Annotated in this window: 15 protein-coding genes; 11 read left to right on the top strand and 4 right to left on the bottom strand. The window is 44.2% G+C overall.

Annotation, left to right across the window (positions count from 1 at the left end):
• Positions 1-10: 10 nt before the first annotated feature.
• Positions 11-901, bottom strand: coding sequence for a sce7726 family protein (locus OEV42_03580; protein MDH3973340.1), 891 nt, complete (start codon positions 899-901; stop codon positions 11-13).
• A 789-nt stretch (positions 902-1,690) separates the two neighbouring features.
• On the opposite strand from OEV42_03580, the gene OEV42_03585 reads away from it, so the two are divergent.
• From OEV42_03585 to OEV42_03595, 3 genes are all read left to right on the top strand, one after another.
• Positions 1,691-2,257 (top strand): hypothetical protein, encoded by a 567-nt coding sequence (locus OEV42_03585; protein MDH3973341.1) that lies wholly within the window; start codon positions 1,691-1,693, stop codon positions 2,255-2,257.
• Complete coding sequence (serC, locus tag OEV42_03590) at positions 2,254-3,330, top strand: 3-phosphoserine/phosphohydroxythreonine transaminase (GenBank protein MDH3973342.1); 1,077 nt, start codon at positions 2,254-2,256, stop codon at positions 3,328-3,330. Before OEV42_03585 ends, serC begins: the two co-directional genes overlap by 4 nt.
• Positions 3,331-3,531: 201 nt before the next feature.
• Positions 3,532-3,822 (top strand): hypothetical protein, encoded by a 291-nt coding sequence (locus OEV42_03595; protein MDH3973343.1) that lies wholly within the window; start codon positions 3,532-3,534, stop codon positions 3,820-3,822.
• Positions 3,823-4,044: 222 nt separating this feature from the next.
• On the opposite strand, the gene OEV42_03600 is transcribed toward OEV42_03595, so the two are convergent.
• Both OEV42_03600 and OEV42_03605 read right to left on the bottom strand, forming a co-directional pair.
• Positions 4,045-5,241 carry an ATP-binding protein gene (locus OEV42_03600; protein MDH3973344.1) on the bottom strand — a complete coding sequence of 399 codons (1,197 nt, stop codon included), beginning with the start codon at positions 5,239-5,241 and terminating at the stop codon, positions 4,045-4,047.
• A 531-nt stretch (positions 5,242-5,772) separates the two neighbouring features.
• Positions 5,773-7,860 (bottom strand): S8 family serine peptidase, encoded by a 2,088-nt coding sequence (locus OEV42_03605; protein MDH3973345.1) that lies wholly within the window; start codon positions 7,858-7,860, stop codon positions 5,773-5,775.
• Between the two features lie 217 nt (positions 7,861-8,077).
• Here OEV42_03605 and OEV42_03610 point away from each other — a divergent pair, with 217 nt between their 5' ends.
• The 5 genes from OEV42_03610 (at position 8,078) to OEV42_03630 (ending at position 13,585) form a co-directional block, all read left to right on the top strand.
• Complete coding sequence (locus OEV42_03610) at positions 8,078-8,359, top strand: hypothetical protein (protein MDH3973346.1); 282 nt, start codon at positions 8,078-8,080, stop codon at positions 8,357-8,359.
• A 319-nt stretch (positions 8,360-8,678) separates the two neighbouring features.
• Positions 8,679-9,122, top strand: a complete 444-nt coding sequence (locus OEV42_03615) for a DUF4231 domain-containing protein (GenBank protein MDH3973347.1) — start codon at positions 8,679-8,681, stop codon at positions 9,120-9,122.
• 72 nt (positions 9,123-9,194) lie between these two features.
• Positions 9,195-10,520 (top strand): DUF4071 domain-containing protein, encoded by a 1,326-nt coding sequence (locus OEV42_03620; protein MDH3973348.1) that lies wholly within the window; start codon positions 9,195-9,197, stop codon positions 10,518-10,520.
• Positions 10,521-10,706: 186 nt separating this feature from the next.
• Positions 10,707-10,835: a toll/interleukin-1 receptor domain-containing protein gene (locus tag OEV42_03625; GenBank protein MDH3973349.1), complete on the top strand. Its 129-nt coding sequence runs from the start codon at positions 10,707-10,709 to the stop codon at positions 10,833-10,835.
• Positions 10,832-13,585 (top strand): NB-ARC domain-containing protein, encoded by a 2,754-nt coding sequence (locus tag OEV42_03630; GenBank protein MDH3973350.1) that lies wholly within the window; start codon positions 10,832-10,834, stop codon positions 13,583-13,585. Before OEV42_03625 ends, OEV42_03630 begins: the two co-directional genes overlap by 4 nt.
• A 111-nt stretch (positions 13,586-13,696) precedes the next feature.
• Here OEV42_03630 and clpB read toward each other — a convergent pair whose 3' ends face one another.
• Complete coding sequence (gene clpB, locus OEV42_03635; GenBank protein MDH3973351.1) at positions 13,697-16,294, bottom strand: ATP-dependent chaperone ClpB; 2,598 nt, start codon at positions 16,292-16,294, stop codon at positions 13,697-13,699.
• Positions 16,295-16,553: 259 nt separating this feature from the next.
• Between clpB and OEV42_03640 the strand changes: the two genes are divergently transcribed.
• From OEV42_03640 to OEV42_03650, 3 genes are all read left to right on the top strand, one after another.
• The gene (locus tag OEV42_03640; protein ID MDH3973352.1) at positions 16,554-16,904 is read left to right on the top strand and encodes a PilZ domain-containing protein; all 351 of its coding nucleotides are present in this window, start codon (positions 16,554-16,556) and stop codon (positions 16,902-16,904) included.
• A 91-nt stretch (positions 16,905-16,995) separates the two neighbouring features.
• Entirely contained in the window at positions 16,996-18,231 is a 1,236-nt protein-coding gene (locus OEV42_03645; protein MDH3973353.1) for a cbb3-type cytochrome c oxidase subunit I, read from the top strand.
• Between the two features lie 256 nt (positions 18,232-18,487).
• On the top strand, positions 18,488-19,756 hold the full coding sequence (locus OEV42_03650) for a carboxylate--amine ligase (protein MDH3973354.1): 1,269 nt from the start codon (positions 18,488-18,490) through the stop codon (positions 19,754-19,756).
• Positions 19,757-19,771 lie beyond the last annotated feature (15 nt).

Below are 19,771 nucleotides of genomic sequence, written 5' to 3' on the forward strand. Positions count from 1 at the left end.
TTGGGCTACCTCAAGATTTTATGAGCGATTTGTATTGAATTTTCAGCAACTCTTTAAAAGGAAGGAATTCCCTGTCCTTTAACCCAGAATTCAGGGTGTAGGCACGCAGACATTCAGGAGATGTTTCTATAAATTCTTTGAGCGCCTTGCACTGACCTCTCTTCTTCAACGCTTTTACCATACCGTCGTGGGCTGCTTCGGGCGGGAGCTTGCAGAAAAGCTCCCTACAGACCTTGTATATTTGTGTATTCGGAACTGCCGGAATGAAACCGAAATGCTCTTTCACCACAGCCGTGTACTCTTCTTTGCGGAGCGAGTCGAAAACAACGCCCGGTTCGATCAGCCCCTTTCTCGATTTCGCCTCCCGAATGGTGGAGATATTATGCCTTTCGTTGAGGGTTATTATGCCAACATGCATGGGTACGTGTTGCTGCACCTTCTCAATCTGCGAAGGCGCGGTTATAACATGCACCATATCGAAAGCCTTTTCATAGGCGGCAATCTGGCGGTGGAGTCGCTCCATAGAATCGAACTCCGACTTGATCTCATAGACATTTGAAGTGCCGTTGATTACGACCGCATCAGCCTTGCAGTCATCAACGCGGAATTCGGTCAGCATGAAGGAAGTATTCAGGCTGTGTTTGCCGAGCAATATCTTGTTGGCGATGGCGTTTTTGTAGATGTATTCGCTGCGGTAATTCAGGCAGAGGTGCTTATATACCCGCTGAAGAAGATCACCCAGGGTTACTTTCTGGGCCATTGCTTCGTTAAGACCTGCATAAGCGGCGAGTTCGTCCAGTAAAGAAGATGAGCCCTTCCTGAGCAGGTCATTGAGGACACCCGGAGAAAAGAAGCGGGAAAGACCGGGGTTGTATTTGCTGTCGAGAGATAAAGTTGTCATTTTTTAAAGGATTGCAGATTTAGCTTTATCTTTAATGACATAGGGTACCATTTTATTTAAGTGGTGCAAACAAAAAAGCCCGTCCCAGCATTTTGCCGGATCGGGCTTTCAAATTTATCCTTTTCCTTTTTATTTCTTCCAAACTTTCCCCCGTTAGAGCCAATCATTCCCGCTGAGCGTGAGGCTCTAACGGGGTAAACCCCTTAATGGTTTCTTATAAAAACGTTCAAAGAAACATGAATCACATTTTTGTGGATAGAGATATTCATAATACACTATGGCTCTCATATCAAAAGGATAAAAACCTTGTTCTGCCCTGAAAATACCCCGTTTGGGGATTGTTGATTTTCGATTGCGGATTGCGGATTGAAAGGCATATTAAAAAGAAAATTTGCCACGGAGGACACAGCACCCACAGGGCATAAAAGGGAACGGTGCTTAACTTAGCGCCATTCCAGCCTGTCCCCTTTTCCTGTCCTAAATTATCTGAAAAGTGAGAAATATAGCAATAAAACTTTGTAATAGATATCTACTTTTGATATTATCGGGAAAACTAGCTAGTTTTCATCGGTCAAGGGTGCTTTTTCGCAATCTCTGCGTCAATCTTCGGCTTTGCTTGTGCGATGTACAGGAGTACAACTCGGCGAAATCCTTGATTTCCTTGACCTTGCAAAAAATCCCTCCTTTCCGAATTGAAAACAAAGTTTCATTTATTATAGTTTCTGGATGGACACTAGCTAATAACTTTTAGGCATTCTACATTCGTAGCGCAACCACCTTTACGACACAATGATAAAAACAGAACTTCCATGTTTACAGTTGCTTGATACGAGCAATCCAGTCGCTTTAAGGGATTATGAAGAGCGGTTTTATCAAGCATTCATAAAGCTTGAAAAACAGGCTCTTATCCGTCAGATCTGGAGATTTGATGATCAAAATAGACGAATCGAGACAAAGATTCCATATAGCGATCAAGCTATTTTCAATTTTCTGGAAAAAGACCATATTTTTGGTGCGGTTGCTTGTAATGTGGGACAGAAAAAGTTTCAATACAGTGAGTACGGATTCCACTTCTCTACTAATAAAGACAATGAAACAATACGTATTTGTGAAATCCTTACGTTGTTTTCAACCAAAAATATAATACATGGAAAGAAGGGGATAAAAGTTTGCCAAATGTTATTTAAACACGGATTTACAGATGTTTTGGCAACAACGGCCCCCCGTCCACTTCCGCTTCATAAAAGGATTCTTAAATTTGATGTCATTGATACCACCGTTATTGATGGTGAGACACGCTATTTTATTCATATCAATCTCAAAAAACTGCTAAATATAAGAGAATCTAAAAGATGAAAGCGCATAATTTTTATGCCGGGCCGGGAGCTCTCCCAAGGTCTGTATTACAAAAGATTGAGAGCGATCTTTTCTCATATAAAAACAGCGGTGTCTCTGTAATGGAGCTTAGCCACCGCAGCAGTGAAATTGTAGAGCTTATTGATGAGACTGTGGAGGGATTTAAAAGACTGCTGGGGCTTGATGAAGCATGGGAAGTCATGCTCCTGCAAGGCGGCGGAACGATGCAGTTTTTGATGGTGCCGATGAATCTCTCCCAGGCGGGTGATCTTATAGAGTATGCAGATACGGGATACTGGTCGCAAAAAGCGATAAACGAGGCGAAGCTCTGTAAACGGCAGGTTAAAGTGATTGCATCCGGAGCCGACGATAACTACTATAAATTGCCCATAATTGATTCAACTATGACAAATGAATCTGCCAGATATCTTCATCTGTGCACCAATAATACCGTTGTAGGTACTCAGTTCCATGATTTCCCGGATATGGCCACTCCTTTAGTTCTGGATGCCTCAAGTGATATTTTAAGCTATAGGATGAATCTGGATAAGGTAGCCTGTATCTATGCTCACGCACAAAAAAATGTGGGACTTGCCGGCATGACCTTTGTTGCCGTGAGAAAAAAGTATATTATGGATAACAGTGAAATGTCACAGTTTCTTCAATATAGAACTCATATTGAGAGTAAATCAAATTACCATACACCGCCTGTATTCTCCATCTATGTAGCCAACCTGATGCAGAAGTGGCTGGAGAGTGAAATAGGTGGTGTAACTGCCATGGAGGCATTAAATAACGAGAAGGCAAAACTGCTCTACGATGCTATTGACAGCGCCAAAAAGTTTAGATGTCCTGTTCCGGTTAAAAATCGTTCTAAAATGAACGTTCTCTTTACTACAGGATGTGAAGAGAGGGACAATAAATTTGTTGCCTTCTGTAAGGAGAAAAAAATCATAGGCATTGCGGGACACCGAAGCCAAAAAGGGTTAAGGGCCAGTTTATACAATGCTGTGACTCTTGAAAATGTTAAAGTACTCACCGAGGTAATTTCACAATTTGATGCTCAGCACTGATTTCGGTGCTGTTCACTTTCTGCGGTAATGTGGATAGAGATATTCTTAATACACTTTGTCTCTCATATCAAAAGGATAAAAAACTTTGTGTTGTCCTGAAAATGTAACGTTTCGATTGCGGATTTTAAAAGATTTTGAACCACGAAGGGTCACGAAGTTTCACGAAGGGAAAAATAGAAAAGATAATGGTATGCCGATGGTATGGATAAGAATTTTGTTTCGCGCAGAGGCGCAGGGAGCGCAGAGGAAGGTCAAGAGCTTTCATACTTTTCTTTGACGGCCAAAGATAAAGTATGCAAAAGAAAGGCCGCCCTACAACTTGGCCTTCGGCTTCCCTCGCTCCACTGTTATCTGTGGCGGGTTTATAAACTCGCTTCGCTCAGACAGTATAAACCCTTTTTCCACAGAGAACAGCTCCCCTCAGCTGCGTTTGATGGGAAAAAATCAGAGCAAAGCAAAGGTATATCCTCTGTGTTTGGATTCTTTTGCTAAATGAAAAAATCTTTTTTTCTTTGACAGGATTTACAGGATTGACTGGATTTTAAAACCTTAAAAGGACTTTTTACAACAGCACCCGCATGGCATAAAAGAACGCAGAGGAAGGGCAAGAGCTTTTTTGTGGCCTGCCTCTGCCCTCAAGGGGTATAAAGGCATAAGCTCTTGACAGGGGAGGTTATGATGAAGGGGAAAAGAGCTTCGGGAAAACGTTACCCTTTAGACGGGTTGAAACCAGGGGCGCACAAGAAAGCCCTCCCTTTCATAGAGGGCGCCTCCGCCGTGGATAAGGACACCTCTTTTTGAAACCTCTGGTCCCAGTGCGCTCAAGTACTTTAGCCCGTTAAAAAAGGAACCGTCCACGGTTTCGCCTGACTTGATTTCCAGCGGGAGCAGATCACTTCCCCTGTCTATTACTACATCGACCTCATGGCCTGTCCTGTCCCGCCAGAAGTAGAGGGGCGGTGTTTCTCCTTTGTGGGCGAAGTTTTTGTAGAGTTCTGATATGACAAAGGTTTCGAATATCATCCCTCTCAATGGATGCGCCGCTATATCCCCGGGTCCCCGCAGTCTTAGCAGGTAACATAAAAGTCCCGTATCGAGAAAGTAGAGTTTGGGGCTTTTTATGAGCCGCTTTGAAAAATTGGCGTGGTGGGGTTGGAGGAGATGGATGATAAAACCCGCCTGCAGCACTGATATCCAGTGTCTTGCCGTTGTATGTGAGATGCCGCAGTCGGCGCCGAGAGATGAGAGGTTAAGCAGTTGCCCTGTTCTGCCTGCGCAGAGCCTGACAAAACGCTGAAATGTTTCGAGGTTTACGAGATTTACAATATCCCGTACATCCCTTTCTACGTAGGTCCGGTAGTAGGATGACAGCCAGTCCCGGGGATCCAGTCCCTTGTCGTGTATACGGGGATAGCACCCTTTGAAGATGATCTCTTCAAGATCAAATTTCGGATGTTTTCTCGCGGGCGGCAAGATATCCACTTTCCAGGGATCGGGAGATTCCTCTTCCAGCAGTTCGTTTATGCTGAGTGGAAGAAGCTGTACAATGGCCGTTCTTCCCGCCAGCGTCTGGTTCATGCTGTCCATGAGGTGAAACTGCTGTGAGCCTGTGAGGATGAAACGCCCCGGCCTGTCCTCGCTATCGACTATCCCCTGAATATAGGAGAGCAGTGCGGGCGCTCTTTGTATTTCGTCCAGTATGACCCCGCCGCTGAATCGCTTAAGGAAACCTTTAGGGTCTGCCAGGGCAAAGTCCCGCTCGTTGGGCTCTTCGAGGCTCACATAGTCGTGGTCCTGAAAGACCGCTTTAGAAAGGGTCGTTTTTCCTGACTGGCGAGGCCCCATGATGGATACGACGGGGAACTGCCCTGCAAGGCGATTTACTTTTTCTGCAAGGGTGCGATTGAACATAATGAGAGTATAAAAGGAATCTCCTCTTCTTGTCAAATTGAAAGTTTGACTTTCAATTTGACAAGTCTGGTTAGTCCGGTAAAGCTTGTCTTTTCTGGAAAGGCAGTGTTGTATGTTGCAGGGATTAGGGCTTTTCGCCGCAGCGCCCACAGGGCATAAAAGCGCACAGAGGAAGGGTAAAAGATAAAGTATGCAAAAGAAAGGCCGCTCTAATGTCCCCTTTGGTTAGTTCTGTCTGTTAATTTGATCATAACTATTCAGTGTCCATACTTTAGTAACCCCCTCAATCCCCCTTAGCCCAAGGGGGAGGTTAAAAACAAGGAGTTGCTCTAATTTTGACCCAAGATAAGGGATTAAAACTCCTCCCATTGGGCTAAGGGTTCTTTTTAATGCCCCTTGAGGGTAGAGGCTGGGAGGGGTTACTCAAAATTGACTGAATAGTTACATTTGATCATAATAAAATTTATTTCTTCAGGGGATTGAAATAAAATTCTTTAACTCTTTTCTTGTGTTAATGCCTTGATAAAGGTCTCATTTCTTAATCTCTGTGTTTGATAGTGGGAGCTCTATAGGAGTGATGGTTGTTTCCATAGAGTTGTTATTCTCGTTACTCTCGGTAATAGTTTCATTGCTATCAGCCATTAACAGGAAGATATCGTTATTGGTAAAGGGTAAATCGAGGATTAAACCGAAATTTTTACTACTTTGAGGCGAAAGAGAAGGGATGGCTCCGGTATTGATATTACTTCCATTTCTCTTTATTGCATATGCGGAAGCAGGTGTTTTGGACGCTCCTTTGTTCTTTATAGTGAAAGAGACTATGAGTTTTTTTAATTTCAAATCTCCTTTTACCAAAAAATCGCTGACCTTTAAGTCGGGATGCGGAATAATACGGGATTTGGAATTATTGTTTTCCCTGTACTCTTTAACGGCATTATTAAAATCTGCTTTAAGCGTGAGTTTATCATTCGGCTTATGATCAAGGGGAAAGGCCTGGGTTTTACTGTACTCTTCTCCGGGATTAAGGGCAGGTGTTCCACCAAACATTTTAACTTTGCCGTTAATTGAGATTCCAAAAGTTGATAATTTCGCCTTTCCAGGGCCGAAATTTTTTATCGTAATAGGTAAATTAAGTTTATCGGGACTCACTATATTTATTTTAAATCGAGTGACGCGCAAATCAGATATCTGTTTTAATGTATTCATTGCATTTAGCCGCCCTGTTCCCAGTAATCCATCGTACTGGGTATTTCCCGGAATATCATAAATATTATCGGCATTTACCTTTATAAGCATTTTTGAATCATCGGGGCTAATGCCGGGAATGTGGGAGTAGAGAAGCCCTCCGACGGCAGCGGCATGAGGAGATGCCATTGACGTTCCATTACAATTGCCGTATCCGTCATCAGGATCGCCATGGGTTGAGTCTCCACATGAGTTTGTAATATCGGTCCCTGGAGGAAAGGAAGACAAGATTATCTTACCGGGAGCCGAGATATCTACCCATTCGCCATAACTGCTGTGGCCGGCTTTAATATCATCGTCGTCAGTGCTGGCAACGGCCAGAACATTGTCATAGGCAGCAGGATATACTTTTTTGTCGGAATTTCTATTCCCTGCCGAGGCTACATGGAAAATGCCATAGTAATTATAACCATCCTGAATAACTTCATAAAGGCTTTGCTTATAAATAATACCGCCAAAGCTCATATTGAATACCTTTGCACCATTATACCGCCCGTAAAGCAATCCACTTATTATGTTTGATGTATAACCCTTACCATCATCCCCAAAGGCTTTGATCGCCATGACTTTACAATTGGGGCAGGTGCCTGCTCCCCCCAGATTATTATCTTTTTCCGAAGCAATTGTGCCTGCAACATGAGTCCCATGTCCTAAAACATCCATTGGAGGTCCGTTGTAGCCGAAGGCTGTTGTATATCCATGGACATCATCAACATAACCATTGTCATCATCATCTATCCCATTCCCTGGAATTTCACCGTTATTTACCCATAGATTTGCACTTAGATCTTCATGGTTTAAGTCGATACCCGTATCAATGACGGCAATGACGACTTCCTCAGAACCTTCACTAATGGCCCATGCTTTGGGGGCATCGATATCCGCATCAACAGTGCCTCCGCTTTGTCCCGTATTATGAAGGGCCCACTGGTCACCAAATATGGGGTCTGTACTATTTACCTGTACAATATAGTTTGGCTCAATATAAAGTATTTCTTTACTTCTCTTTTTAAGATTGTTCATTACTGATAAGGTAATGGGGTCGATAACTTTTGATGGTTTAACCCTGGGATATATGCGCCCTTTGCCTTTGAGCCGGACAATAAATTCACCGGGCATATAAATATTTTTTTTCGCGGGATGTCGTTTCTTAACGGCTATTTTTAATTCCTCTGAACTTAACAAATACATATCCAGTCTTTTATAAATTAACTTTGACTTTATTTTTTTTGCTTTATCCTTATTGAAGTGGGTTATGCGTGGCATAGAAGAAAGCATCTTGTTGATTCTCTTCTCCCCAAGGGCTATTGAAGTAGACGGAAAGGGAAGGATTATCAAAAAGGAAATGATTAAAAGCAGTATATTTTTTTTCATTTAAATGGCGCTCCTTTATTTGTTTATTGAACTATAATTTTAACTCTAATGGGTGCGGGGATACATACCGGCCTGGCATAAGCGATGCGGGTTTCAAACTGTTAAGCAAGTCCCGCTGTATTGACCACCACTCTTTTTGAGAAACGTTAATAACCATATACCATTATTTTTTGATATAAGTGCTGATAATTGTGAATTGACCTGAAAATACCCTGTTTTGATTGCGGATTTGGGATTGCGGAATGCGGATTTTAAAAGATTTTATCCACGAAGGGCCACGAAGTTTCACGAAGGGAAAAATAGAAAAGATAATGGTATGCCGATTGGCACAGATAAGAGCTTTTCACGGCAGCACCCACAGGACATAAAAGGGAACGGTGGTGAATGGCGCCAGGTTAAGCACCTTTATCATAGAAAAGGAGCAGTGAATATAAGGGCAAAGGGTATAATTGGGTATGAAAAAATATACTCCTTTATTCCCCTGTTTTCATCTGCATAACTCTTCGAAAAGACCTCGTTCAGCCCGGCAGATATTACCTGAAAAGGTGAAATAACAAAAACAGAAATCGATCCGTCAGCTTGACGTAAGGAGTAACATGCAGTGAAATTTTGCCGTTTTTTTCTTGACAGTTTAGCCCATAGTTAATAGTGTGTGCCACATGAATTAATATCTGAGGAAATTCTTTTAATTCATCTTAATTGGGGGAAAGTCGATGTTTTGGATTGCCTATAGAAAAAGCCTGCATTTGGTATAAGCCGATGCAGGCTTTTTTTGTAGTTTTTGTAAAGAGTACGTAAATATTTTATCAGGTTGTTTTATGGATGAAAAAAAGTATCTCCAGGAGAGACTGGATGACCAGATTAACTGGTACAACAAGAAAAGCCAATGGCACCAGAAGTGGTATAAAGGTTTAAAAATTATTGAAATAATAGCCGCTACGTCCATTCCTTTCTTTGTTGGTTTTATGAGTGATGCAAAACCCTTCTTTGGTGTGATTACAGGTTTGCTTGGAGTTATTGTTGCCGTTATTTCAGGAATAATTACGCTTTACAAATTCCAGGAGATATGGACTGAATACAGAACAACTTGTGAAACTCTGACACATGAAAAATTCTTATTTCAAACAAAATGTGAACCATACGATATCGACAATCCGTTCCCGCTCCTGGTCAAGCGAGTTGAGGCGATTATTTCCAGCGAACATTCAAACTGGGGACAGTATATAAAAAATGAGGGAACAAAAGAAGGAAAACAGAAATAACGTTTTTCGTGTCGCAAGTTAAAGACTTATTTAAGCTATCAATCATTAAACAACTCTTATTTGGAGAGCTTAATGAAACCACTCTGCTTTATCCTCATGCCCTTCGGCAAGAAAGCGGATGCCTCAGGAAAGATGATCGATTTTGACGCCGTCTATTCCGATTTGATAGCCCCGGCCATTGAAGAGGCGGGACTTGAGCCGCTCCGTGCCGACGAAGAAATGACCGGCGGTATTATCCACAAACCCATGTTTGAGCGGCTTATTTTATGTGAATATGCCGTAGCGGACCTCACCACAGCCAATGCTAACGTTTTTTATGAACTCGGCATTCGTCATGCGACGCGTGAGTGGAGCACTGTTCTTGTCTTTGCCGAAGGGGGCAGTCAGTTGCCTTTCGATGTGGCACCTCTACGAGCGCTGCCCTACAAACTGGCTGCAGATGGTAAGCCTACTAATATTGATGGGTCTAAAAAAGCCCTGAAAGAGAGATTGTTTGAAGCAAAAGAAGGGGCTACGGATAGCCCTCTTTATGACCTTGTTGAAGATTTTCCTGATATTGACCATAAGAAGACAGATGTTTTCCGGGATCATGTGAAATACTCCCGGCAATTAAAAGATAAACTGGCTGGTGCCCGAAAGGAAGGCCTCGATGCACTCAAGGCGATCGAAGCGGATCTTGGTTATCTTCAAAATATTGAATCCGGTGTTGTACTTGATCTGTTCCTTTCTTACCGTGCCCTTAAAGGCTGGCATGAAATGGTTTCTCTTGTGGACCAAATGACGCCGCCCCTGGCTGCAACAGTCATGGTGCAGGAGCAGCTGGCGTTGGCCTTAAACAGGAAGGGGGAGGGAGAGAAGGCGGAAAAAGTCCTTTTAGACCTCATTGAAAAAAGAGGGCCCGGCAGTGAGACCTATGGAATCCTCGGTCGTGTTTATAAGGACAGGTGGGAGGCTGCGTCAAAAAATGGTGAAATATTTCTTGCCAATTCCTTGCTCGGCAAGGCAATAGACGCCTACCTGAAAGGCTTTGAAGCGGACTGGCGTGACGCCTATCCCGGGATAAATGTCGTAACCCTTATGGAATTAAAAGAACCGCCCGATCCCCGGTGGGTAGAGATAATACCTGTTGTTCGCTATTCCGTGGAACGTAAAATTGCTGCCGGCAAGCCCGATTATTGGGATTATGCCACAGGTCTTGAACTGGCTGTATTGGCAAAGGATGAAGAAAAGGCAATGACTGCTCTCGGTGATGCGCTGGCGTCTATTCGGGAGGTGTGGGAGCCGGAGACGACGGTGAGGAATTTGAGGTTAATTCGGGAGGCCAGGGAAGCCAGGGGTGAGGATGTTGCCTGGGCGAAGGAAATAGAAGTGGAATTGCAAAAGAAAGCGACTTTTTAAACGTGAGTTGTTAATCAGACGGGATGAAAAACTGTTCCTTACGGAATAGGTATGCCGGATTTCGACCTCCCCCTGTTCAACCCTTGGCAAGGAGGGTATAGATTGCTTCCTTCCCTTGCTAAGGGGAGGTTAGGAGGGGTAAATTGTAATACTTTCAATAGCCGTGTTAATAAATGGGAAGAACCAATGAGTGATATTTTTATCAGTTATTCAAGTGAAGGCCGTGAAAAGGTAAAGCCTTTGGCGGAAGTCCTTGCGGAGCAGGGATGGTCCGTGTGGTGGGACAGGACTATCCGAACAGGCGGGGATTTATGAGTAAAATATTCATATCTTATGCTAGAGATGATAAAGATGAAGATTTTATAAAAAATCTTTGCACATGGCTTGACAAGGAGGGACACCATGTTTGGTGGGATAGAGAGTCCATGCCTTCCAGGGCGCTTCAATTCACGGAGGAAATAAGGCTTGCCATAGAAGAAGTAGATCGACTATTCCTGATTTTTGGACCTGCCGTACTTGAATCGAAATATGTGCGAGACGAGATCGATTATGCCTTTCATCAGAAGTGCAAGGTTGTGACGACCATTTTGCGGAAGGGAAAAATGGATGATCTGCCGGAGGAGTTAAGGAGAGCACATGTATTGGATTTTACAGAAACTTCCCAATTAGAGCATGCCTGGAAACAAATCAAGAAAACCCTGAAAAAGCCTGTAGTAATCGGTTTTAATGAGACACCTAAACTCCCGGAACATTATTGGCCCCGTAGTGAAGATCTTGCCTGGTTGAAAAGTGCATTGCTGCCAGACAGAATAGCCCTTAAAAGTAAAATAGCTTTTATCAGCGGAATGGGAGGAATGGGGAAATCTGTGCTCGCTGCTTCATTTGCTAAATCCTGTGAAGTACGCTGGGCTTTTTTTCATGGTATCAAATTAATAAAACTCGATAATTTGGGTGAGGGTAAAAAACCCGATGAAATACTTATAAAAGCATTGCAGCAGGCCGCACTGGCTTTCGGTGATAAAATAACAGAAAAGTATTCTGATCTTGATGGTGCAAAAACAAGCCTAAGGCAATACCTTGAAAAAAAAGCTTCCTTAATTATACTTGATAATGTTTGGGATACTGCCCAAGTTAATACTTTTGTTAATACTCTTGGCTCAGAGTGTGGACTTCTGGTTACCACTCGCAATGAAGCGGTTGCGGTGGGCTTTGAGGATCGATTACATCAGTTGAGAGTGCTTAGTGAAAATTCTGCGATTCAACTGCTTGCTGACTGGTGCAACTCGACAATGGAAGAAATGCCCCGTGAGGCTCGGTCTGTCGCCAAAGCATGCGGTTATCTCCCTTTTGCTCTCTCATTGTGCGGTGCAATGGCAAGCGGCCGCCGTCCTGTTGCCTGGACGAGTTTGCTCGAGGCACTGCAAGAAGCTGACCTTACTTATATTCAGAGTCAACTTCCTGATTATTCGGAGTATCAAAATGTATATCAATGCCTTGAAGTAAGCTTTAAAACCCTGGAAAGTGAAGATAATAGGATAAAATACTCCAGGTGTTACCTTGATATGGCTGTTTTTCCCGGGGGAGAACCTTTGCCGGAATCTGTCATAACAATGTTGTGGTTGATTTCGGACCATTCGAAAAACCTGAAAACGCGTGATTTTGACCTCATTTTTCAGAAACTTGTGAGCCGTTCCTTGCTTCAATTTTATAGAGATACACCGCCATATCAATATTCGCTTCATGATTTGCAAAGAGATCATTTGCTGGCCAAAATAAAGAATGATCACCTGTTGTCTTTGCATGAAAATCTGGGAGGAGCCCTGCTTGAGTGGTGGAAGGAGAATAAATTGATATATAATAAAGAAAATGAGGATAAACAAAAATATATTATGAATAATCTATTTTCCCATTTGGTTCAAGCAGGCTCCTGGAATGATTTGAGGAACTTAATTGCCGATGTTGAGTATTTGAAAAAGCAGCAAAGCCCGGAACGGCAGTATGGTTTCGAGCAGGAATTCAAGACTTTTTTAGAAAAAGAGAATTTAGAAGTAATAAGGGAAATTCTCAATGCTTTGCTTGAGACGCTAAAAAAGATGAAAAACGGGAAGACCAAGGCGGACTGGCTTGATACATTTGCTTATTGGATAACAGTTGTTTGTGAAAATGATGAAAGCAAAGCAGATAGAACTTTAACGTTAAAAGAGATTGCTGCTAACTTTGACAAAGCTTGTGGAGAGGTTTCTCAAAAACTTTCCGACAGCTATTTGAAGAAAGGTGATAGGGGCTGGGCTTTAAGATTTGCAGAGCTTCGCACCTGGGTTTATCAGCGGGCAGGCGAATATGAGATGTGTGCTGAAGCTTGCAGGGATGCTGAAAAACAGTGTCGGAAAGTTGAGATGGAAGATGCCTATCGATATCTTGCCGGAGCAGAGTTTTTACGGGTCCGGGCACAGTCATTAAATAAATTGTCTAAATCACTTTCTGCCGGTGCTAAAAAGGAGAAGAATATTGAGGCCTACAATGAATTAAAGGACCATATTAGCGAATATAGTCCGGGAGGTTGGAATCCCACAATTAAAGAATGGCAACTATTAGAAAAGGTAGCGGAAGAGGACTTGGACAAAGTACTTGTCACTCCCTCTATGAAGAAAAAGGAAAAGTATAAAGCTTTTAAAGCGCTAGTGGTTTCTAATGAACACGATTGTATCAGTGCAATACATATTGTTAGTTTCTTTGAACAAAGCAATGGATTTGTAGAGTGGATTCATCATAAGAATTTCAAAGAAGAGGATTTTGCTTGTGAAGACACATTATTTACAGTCTTGATTGGGGGGCCTAAATCTCCAGGTATATCAAGTGTTGCGGAAGAATTTTACGAGGTTGACAAAAAGGGATTTCTCAGAATGTACTCTGGGTTATATTTTGAAGCAAGTTGTATTGAAATAGAGAAAAATAATTCCCACTGTTACATGCTTGGTGGAATTTCTAAAGTAAATACGTTAATGGCGGCATATAATTTCACTAAGAGTGAAGAGGTGGCGAAAATTATAAGAGAAAAAAGCTAACCAATCATTTACGCTGAATATTTGATTATTGCATATTTCAGCCCCTTCTTTCGGGTGTGAATTCCAATACCGAATTATCCCGGAACATAAGGGCTGGATCTTATTAATTTCTCACTTCTTCTCAAACTTAAGCGCCCTCTCTCCACCCTCTGCCTTATCGACAACAATCACATCCCCCTCAAGAAAGTTTCCCGCCAGTATTCCCATAGCAAGGGGGTCCTGAATCTCATGCTGGATGGCCCTTTTCAGGGGCCTTGCGCCGAATTGGGGATCGAAGCCGATAGTGGCGAGGCTTTCTTTAGCAGCGTCAGTGAGCTTTATGGTGAGCTTCCTGTCGGCGAGGAGCTTTTTCAGTCTTTCAAGCTGAATATCGATGATGACCTTGATTTCTTCCAGACCGAGCTGATGGAAGATGATCACATCATCGACCCTGTTGATGAACTCGGGCTTGAAGCCGGCCTGGAGCTCCGTCCAGACAAGCTTTTTCATGGCTTCATATTCACCTTCTGCAAATTCCTGGATATGCCTGCTCCCTATGTTGGAGGTCATAATGAGAATTGTGTTTTTAAAATCTACCGTCCTTCCCTGTCCGTCGGTGAGTCTTCCGTCGTCGAGGACCTGGAGCAGCACGTTAAAGACGTCGTTATGGGCCTTTTCGATTTCATCGAAGAGGATCACCGAATAGGGCCTGCGCCTTACGGCTTCCGTCAGTTGCCCGCCTTCCTCGTACCCCACATAACCGGGAGGGGCGCCGATGAGCCGTGATACGGTGTGCTTCTCCATATATTCACTCATGTCGATTCTTACCATGGCCTGCTCATCGTCGAACATGAATTCGGCCAATGCTCTGGCAAGCTCCGTCTTGCCCACACCGGTGGGTCCCAGGAAGATAAAAGAGCCCATAGGACGGTTGGGGTCCTGAAGGCCCGCCCTTGAACGCCTGACGGCGTTGGCAACGGCGTTGATAGCTTCGCGTTGACCTACGACGCGCTTTTTAAGCCGCTCTTCCGTATGAAGGAGCTTATCCATTTCCCCTTCCATCATTTTTGAAAGGGGAACGCCTGTCCAGCGAGAGACAATGGCGGCGATTTCTTCTTCATCCACCTCTTCAGAAAGCATTTTCTTGTCTTTTTGCTGCTCTTCAAGGCGCTTGTTTTCATCAATAAGGTTTTTTTCAAGTTCTGTCAGTGTGCCGTATTTTAGTTCCGCCGCCTTGCCCAGGTTGCCTTCTCTTTCGGCTTTTGCAGCGTCAACTTTGGTATTCTCGATCTTTTCCTTGGTTTCCCTGATTTTCTGGATCGTCTCTTTTTCGGCCTGCCAGTGGCCTTTCATGGCGGCGCTCTTTTCCTTAAGTTCAGCCAGTTCCTTTTCTACACTGCTCAGCCTTTCTTTCGAGGCGGCGTCTTTCTCCTTTTTTAGCGCCTCGGCCTCTATCTGGCACTGGATGATCTTTCTCTCCACTTCATCTATTTCGGTGGGGAGGGAGTCGATCTCGATTCGCATTCTCGATGCCGCTTCGTCAATGAGATCGATGGCCTTGTCAGGGAGAAAGCGATCTGTAATGTAGCGGTTAGAGAGTGTGGCTGCCGCTACAATAGCGTTGTCCTTAATCCTGACACCATGATGCACTTCGTAGCGTTCCTTGAGGCCTCGCAGGATGGCAATGGTATCCTCCACATTGGGCTCACCTACAAGAACGGGCTGAAAGCGCCTCTCCAGGGCGGCGTCTTTTTCGATATGCTTGCGGTATTCGTCGAGTGTCGTTGCGCCTACACATCTCAGTTCACCCCTGGCAAGGGCCGGTTTTAGCATATTGGAGGCGTCCATGGCGCCCTCGGCAGCGCCTGCGCCGACGAGGGTATGCAGTTCGTCGATAAAGAGGATAATTTCTCCCTCCGCGCCGGCAATCTCCTGGAGAAGGGCTTTAAGACGTTCCTCGAATTCTCCCCTGAATTTGGCGCCCGCAATGAGGGCCCCCATATCGAGGGCGACAATTTTCTTGTTTTTAAGCGTTTCCGGAATATCGCCGGAGACGATGCGCTGGGCAAGGCCCTCGGCGATGGCCGTTTTGCCGACACCCGGTTCACCGATGAGGACGGGATTATTTTTTGTTCTTCTCGACAATACCTGGATGACCCTTCTTACCTCTTCATCCCTTCCGATGACGGGATCGAGCTTGCCCCTTCTTGCAAGGTCGATAAGGTCTCTGGCATATTTTTCCAGTGACTGGTATTTTCCTTCGGGATTCTGGTCTGTCACTCGCTGGCTCCCTCTGATTTCTTTTAAGGTTTTAAATATGAGATCTCTCGTGAGACCGCTCTTTGCAAGAAGCCTGGCGGCGGCAGTCTCCTTTTCTTCGGACAAGGCGATGAGCAGGTGCTCGGTGCTGACAAATTCATCTTTCAGTTTGCCCGCCTCTTCACGGGCCTTGCTAAAACACCTGTTAAGGGCTGGAGAAAGATAGACCTGGCTGCCGCCGCTGCCGTAGACTTTGGGTGCTTTCTCAAGGACTTTTTTTGTTTCCTCTCTGAGTTGGGAAATATCAATGCCCGCCTTTTTAAGGAGGGGAAGGGTGACGCCTTCTGACTGTTCGAGCAGGGCCATGAGCAGATGTGCCGTGTCGATTTGCTGGTGGTTCTTCTTTTCTGCTATAGACTGGGCCTCGGCAATGGCTTCCTGCGATTTTAGGGTAAATTTGTCAAATCTCATGACTTGCCTCGTCGTTTATTTGTTTTGAACATTCACTTTTAATATAATTACCACTTGCCTGGCTGTCAATATGGCTGCAGGATGATGGGAAGGGCTGATGAAAAGCTCTGCTTTTCTTCTCTTTGACAGGATCAGGGCAGAAAAAGAGGAAAAAAACTGACATCTCCTTTTTTTATTGTTACAATGAGCTTGTCGCCAAAAGAGCGGGGTATGTTTATCGGTTCATTCCTCAAAGACAATCTAATTAGAGGATAGAGGTATGGTTATTACAGGTAAGAGAATTCCCAAAAGAAGGCAACTTATTTATTATTCAGAGGTTGTCGACCAGAATAAGAAGACCCTGGCAGGTTATCTTATTGATATATCGACTTCGGGTATAAAGCTGATGATGGAAGGGGAGGTTGAGACTGACAAGCTTTTTGCTTTTGAAGCAAAACTTCCCTATGAGATAGAAGGCCGCAAAGCGCTTGTTTTTGAAGCAAAATCAATCTGGTGCAAAAGGGACGTCAATCCCGACTATTATGCGGCGGGCTTTGAAATAGAGAAAATAGATATTGCCGACGAAAAGATTATTATAAAACTTATGCTCGAATACGGTTTCAGTAAATAGACGGGCCTTCACGACAAAAGCCGGCGCATAAATATCATCATAAGTAAAGAAAGCTTTTCCTGCCAAGCCTGAGCAAACCGACTAAAATCCCATGAATAAGCATACGAAAAGATTTATCATATCGTCGTTCATCTATTTTTTAGCGGGTTGCACTCTCGGTGTGGTCTCTGTGGCCATGCCTGAACTTGTGACTGTTCTTCGCCCCGTCCATGCCCATCTGAATCTGCTCGGCTGGGTTTCCATGATGATTATCGGTGTGAGCTATTTCGTTATTCCCCTGTTTATCGGAAAAAACCCCTATAGTGAAAAGGCCCTTACCCTTCATTTTGCAACGGCCAATATCGGGATTATCGGTATGGTCTTTTCTTTTGCCACAATGAATTATGGCCTTTTACCGCTTTTTGCCCTTATTGAAGTCTTTTCGTCTTACCTCTTTCTCTTTAATATTATCTCGACGGCCATCAAAGGGGAGGCGGTTAAAGAGCTTCCTTCGAACTGGGATTTTCTCATGGGAGAGGCTGATAAGGAGGTGGATAAATGGGCTTCCTGTTTTACGCAGGCGGCAACGCTTTATTTTGTAATAGGGTGTTCCCTCGGCGCTTACATGGCCCTGTCCGCTTCAGGGTGGGCTTTTTTGAAGGTCCATTTTCACATCAATCTTCTCGGCTGGATAACGATGATGATTTACGGTGTCGCCTACCATATTTTCCCCCGTTTTTCCCGTAGAGATGTAAAGAATAAAGGGCTTGTAAAAACCAACTTTATAGTGGCTAATTCAGGGCTTCTTTTTATGGTTGCCGCTCTTATTTTAGAGGGGAGTTTAAGCTCCGGGCTTTCACAGATGTTTATCGGGATTTCCGGACTCATTGCAGGGTTGGCAGGCCTTATGTTTGTTTATAATATTCTCCCCTCTGTATTGTCTGCCGTAGAGACTATGGGTAAGGCTTCGGTTCGCTTTGTTCTTGCCAGCCTCACTTATCTTGTGCTCGGTATCATACTTGGTCTGTTAATGGCATTCATGCCGGGACTTACTGAAAAAATCATGCCTGTCCATGCCCACCTAAACGTCCTTGGTTGGATTACCATGATGATTTATGGTGTCGGTTACTACATTATTCCAAGGTTTGCCGGCAGGGAGCTTCACAGTCAGGCTATTGCCGGTTTGCAGTTCTGGATTGCCAATGCAGGTCTCCTGTTCTTTCTTATCCTTTATCCCCTGGGAGGTGAGATGCGGCAGGTGGCGACTCTATTTGCATTCCTCGAACTGGTTGCTGCCGTCCTTTTTATCTATAATATAGGCCGTTCCCTCCTCAAAGAAAGTTTCTGACGAAGCAATCTCTAATTTCTTGGTTTATATAAGCCTGAGATTACTTCGCTTCCCTCGCAATGACAGAAGCAGAGGACCTTTTATTAGTTCATCAGTTGCTTTTTTCAGCTTCACAGGTATTTTTTTACAAAAAAAAGTTCCTTTTATCCAAAAAAGCTTGACTTTTTTTGGCAAAATCTGTAAAAGAGGAGTTTTTCATTTTACCCGGTTTGGTTAAACCTTAAGAACTATTAACAAGAAATATCAGGAGGTAATAATGCAACTGACAGGTTTGTTATGGGGAGGAAAACTCCTTGAGAGAGTTGAATTCCCGACAGCGGAAGTCCTCGGGCCAGAGGCAAGCGTTGATGAGATCAAGGATCTTATCAAGAGGAAGGGGCAGGTTTTCATCAAGCCTATCTTCAAAGGAGGTGTCGGTAAAAAAGGTAAGTCCGGCCTTATCGGAAGGGCTTCCGATATTACAACGGCCATTTCAGAAAAGGAAAGACTTTATTTTGCGGAACATGTTCACGGCACGACAAGCGCCAAGGCTGACGGCGTTACTTTCGAAGGGGGAGTAGCGGCAGACCATGAAGTTTACTTTTCACTCAGTGATTCTACAGAATTCCGCGCACCTGTTATGACTATTACCCACCACGGTGGTGTCGATATCGAAGAGCTTCCGGCGGACAAGATCAAGGTTGTTCCCTTCGATCCGCTTACAGGACTGAAATCATTCCACGTATCCAATGCACTGGAAGAGCTGGGCGCTCCCAAGGAGATCATCAGCCCCCTCGTTCAGAACCTTCCCAAACTCTGGGACCTTTACAACAACTACGGCATGAATATGCTTGAACTGAACCCCATCAGGATGAGCCCGAACAAAAAAGGCAGACTCGTTCCTGTTGCCTGTGACTTTAAGGGTTCTTTCGATCAGGACGATCCGGCATGGAAGAGGCTTGAGCTTCCTTCTCACCTCTTTGCTTCCGACTACTCCGAGTTCGAGCAGGAAATTAACCAGCTTAGAACTTATCAGGGACAGTCCGATGTTTTCGTCATGAATGACAAGGGAACCATTACGGCGCCTACCTTCGGTGGTGGAGCCAATGCGCTTGTAACGGAGCTTCTCGGTGACAGGGCGACTATCTCTTCCGACTTCGGTGGTAACCCTCCCTATGAGAAGATGTTCCAGATTTCACAGATCTGCTTCAAGTACTGGCTCAAGCAGTCCAACGTGCTTTTTGTTATCGGTGGCAAGGCGAATAATACTGATATTTATGAAACATTCAGGGCCATGGCTGACGCGCTGAGATGGTATTTCCAGACCTACGGACCGACACCGCTTTATGTTGTTGTCGGAAGGGGCGGACCAAATCTCATCAGGGGTATGGCTTACATGAAGGACACCCTTGAGTCACTGGGTCTTCCATACAGGGTTTTCGGTTTCGACAGTGCCATGAGCGAAGTTGTAAACTATGCCCTTGCAGCGGACAAGTGGATGGAAAAAGAGGGTAGAAAACAAGTTTCAGCCCTCATAGGCGCTTGATAATAAGGAGGAAAT

The sequence above is a fragment of the Deltaproteobacteria bacterium genome (assembly GCA_029860075.1).
Lineage (GTDB): Bacteria > Desulfobacterota > JADFVX01 > JADFVX01 > JADFVX01 > JAOUBX01.

Coding starts and splice junctions, on each gene's coding strand:
- OEV42_03645 (MDH3973353.1), top strand. CDS start 16,996: ATGAATAAGCATACGAAAAGATTTATCATATCGTCGTTCATCTATTTT.
- OEV42_03580 (MDH3973340.1), bottom strand. CDS start 901: ATGACAACTTTATCTCTCGACAGCAAATACAACCCCGGTCTTTCCCGC.
- OEV42_03640 (MDH3973352.1), top strand. CDS start 16,554: ATGGTTATTACAGGTAAGAGAATTCCCAAAAGAAGGCAACTTATTTAT.
- serC (MDH3973342.1), top strand. CDS start 2,254: ATGAAAGCGCATAATTTTTATGCCGGGCCGGGAGCTCTCCCAAGGTCT.
- OEV42_03620 (MDH3973348.1), top strand. CDS start 9,195: ATGAAACCACTCTGCTTTATCCTCATGCCCTTCGGCAAGAAAGCGGAT.
- OEV42_03605 (MDH3973345.1), bottom strand. CDS start 7,860: ATGAAAAAAAATATACTGCTTTTAATCATTTCCTTTTTGATAATCCTT.
- OEV42_03630 (MDH3973350.1), top strand. CDS start 10,832: ATGAGTAAAATATTCATATCTTATGCTAGAGATGATAAAGATGAAGAT.
- OEV42_03595 (MDH3973343.1), top strand. CDS start 3,532: ATGGATAAGAATTTTGTTTCGCGCAGAGGCGCAGGGAGCGCAGAGGAA.
- clpB (MDH3973351.1), bottom strand. CDS start 16,294: ATGAGATTTGACAAATTTACCCTAAAATCGCAGGAAGCCATTGCCGAG.
- OEV42_03600 (MDH3973344.1), bottom strand. CDS start 5,241: ATGTTCAATCGCACCCTTGCAGAAAAAGTAAATCGCCTTGCAGGGCAG.
- OEV42_03585 (MDH3973341.1), top strand. CDS start 1,691: ATGATAAAAACAGAACTTCCATGTTTACAGTTGCTTGATACGAGCAAT.
- OEV42_03615 (MDH3973347.1), top strand. CDS start 8,679: ATGGATGAAAAAAAGTATCTCCAGGAGAGACTGGATGACCAGATTAAC.
- OEV42_03625 (MDH3973349.1), top strand. CDS start 10,707: ATGAGTGATATTTTTATCAGTTATTCAAGTGAAGGCCGTGAAAAGGTA.
- OEV42_03650 (MDH3973354.1), top strand. CDS start 18,488: ATGCAACTGACAGGTTTGTTATGGGGAGGAAAACTCCTTGAGAGAGTT.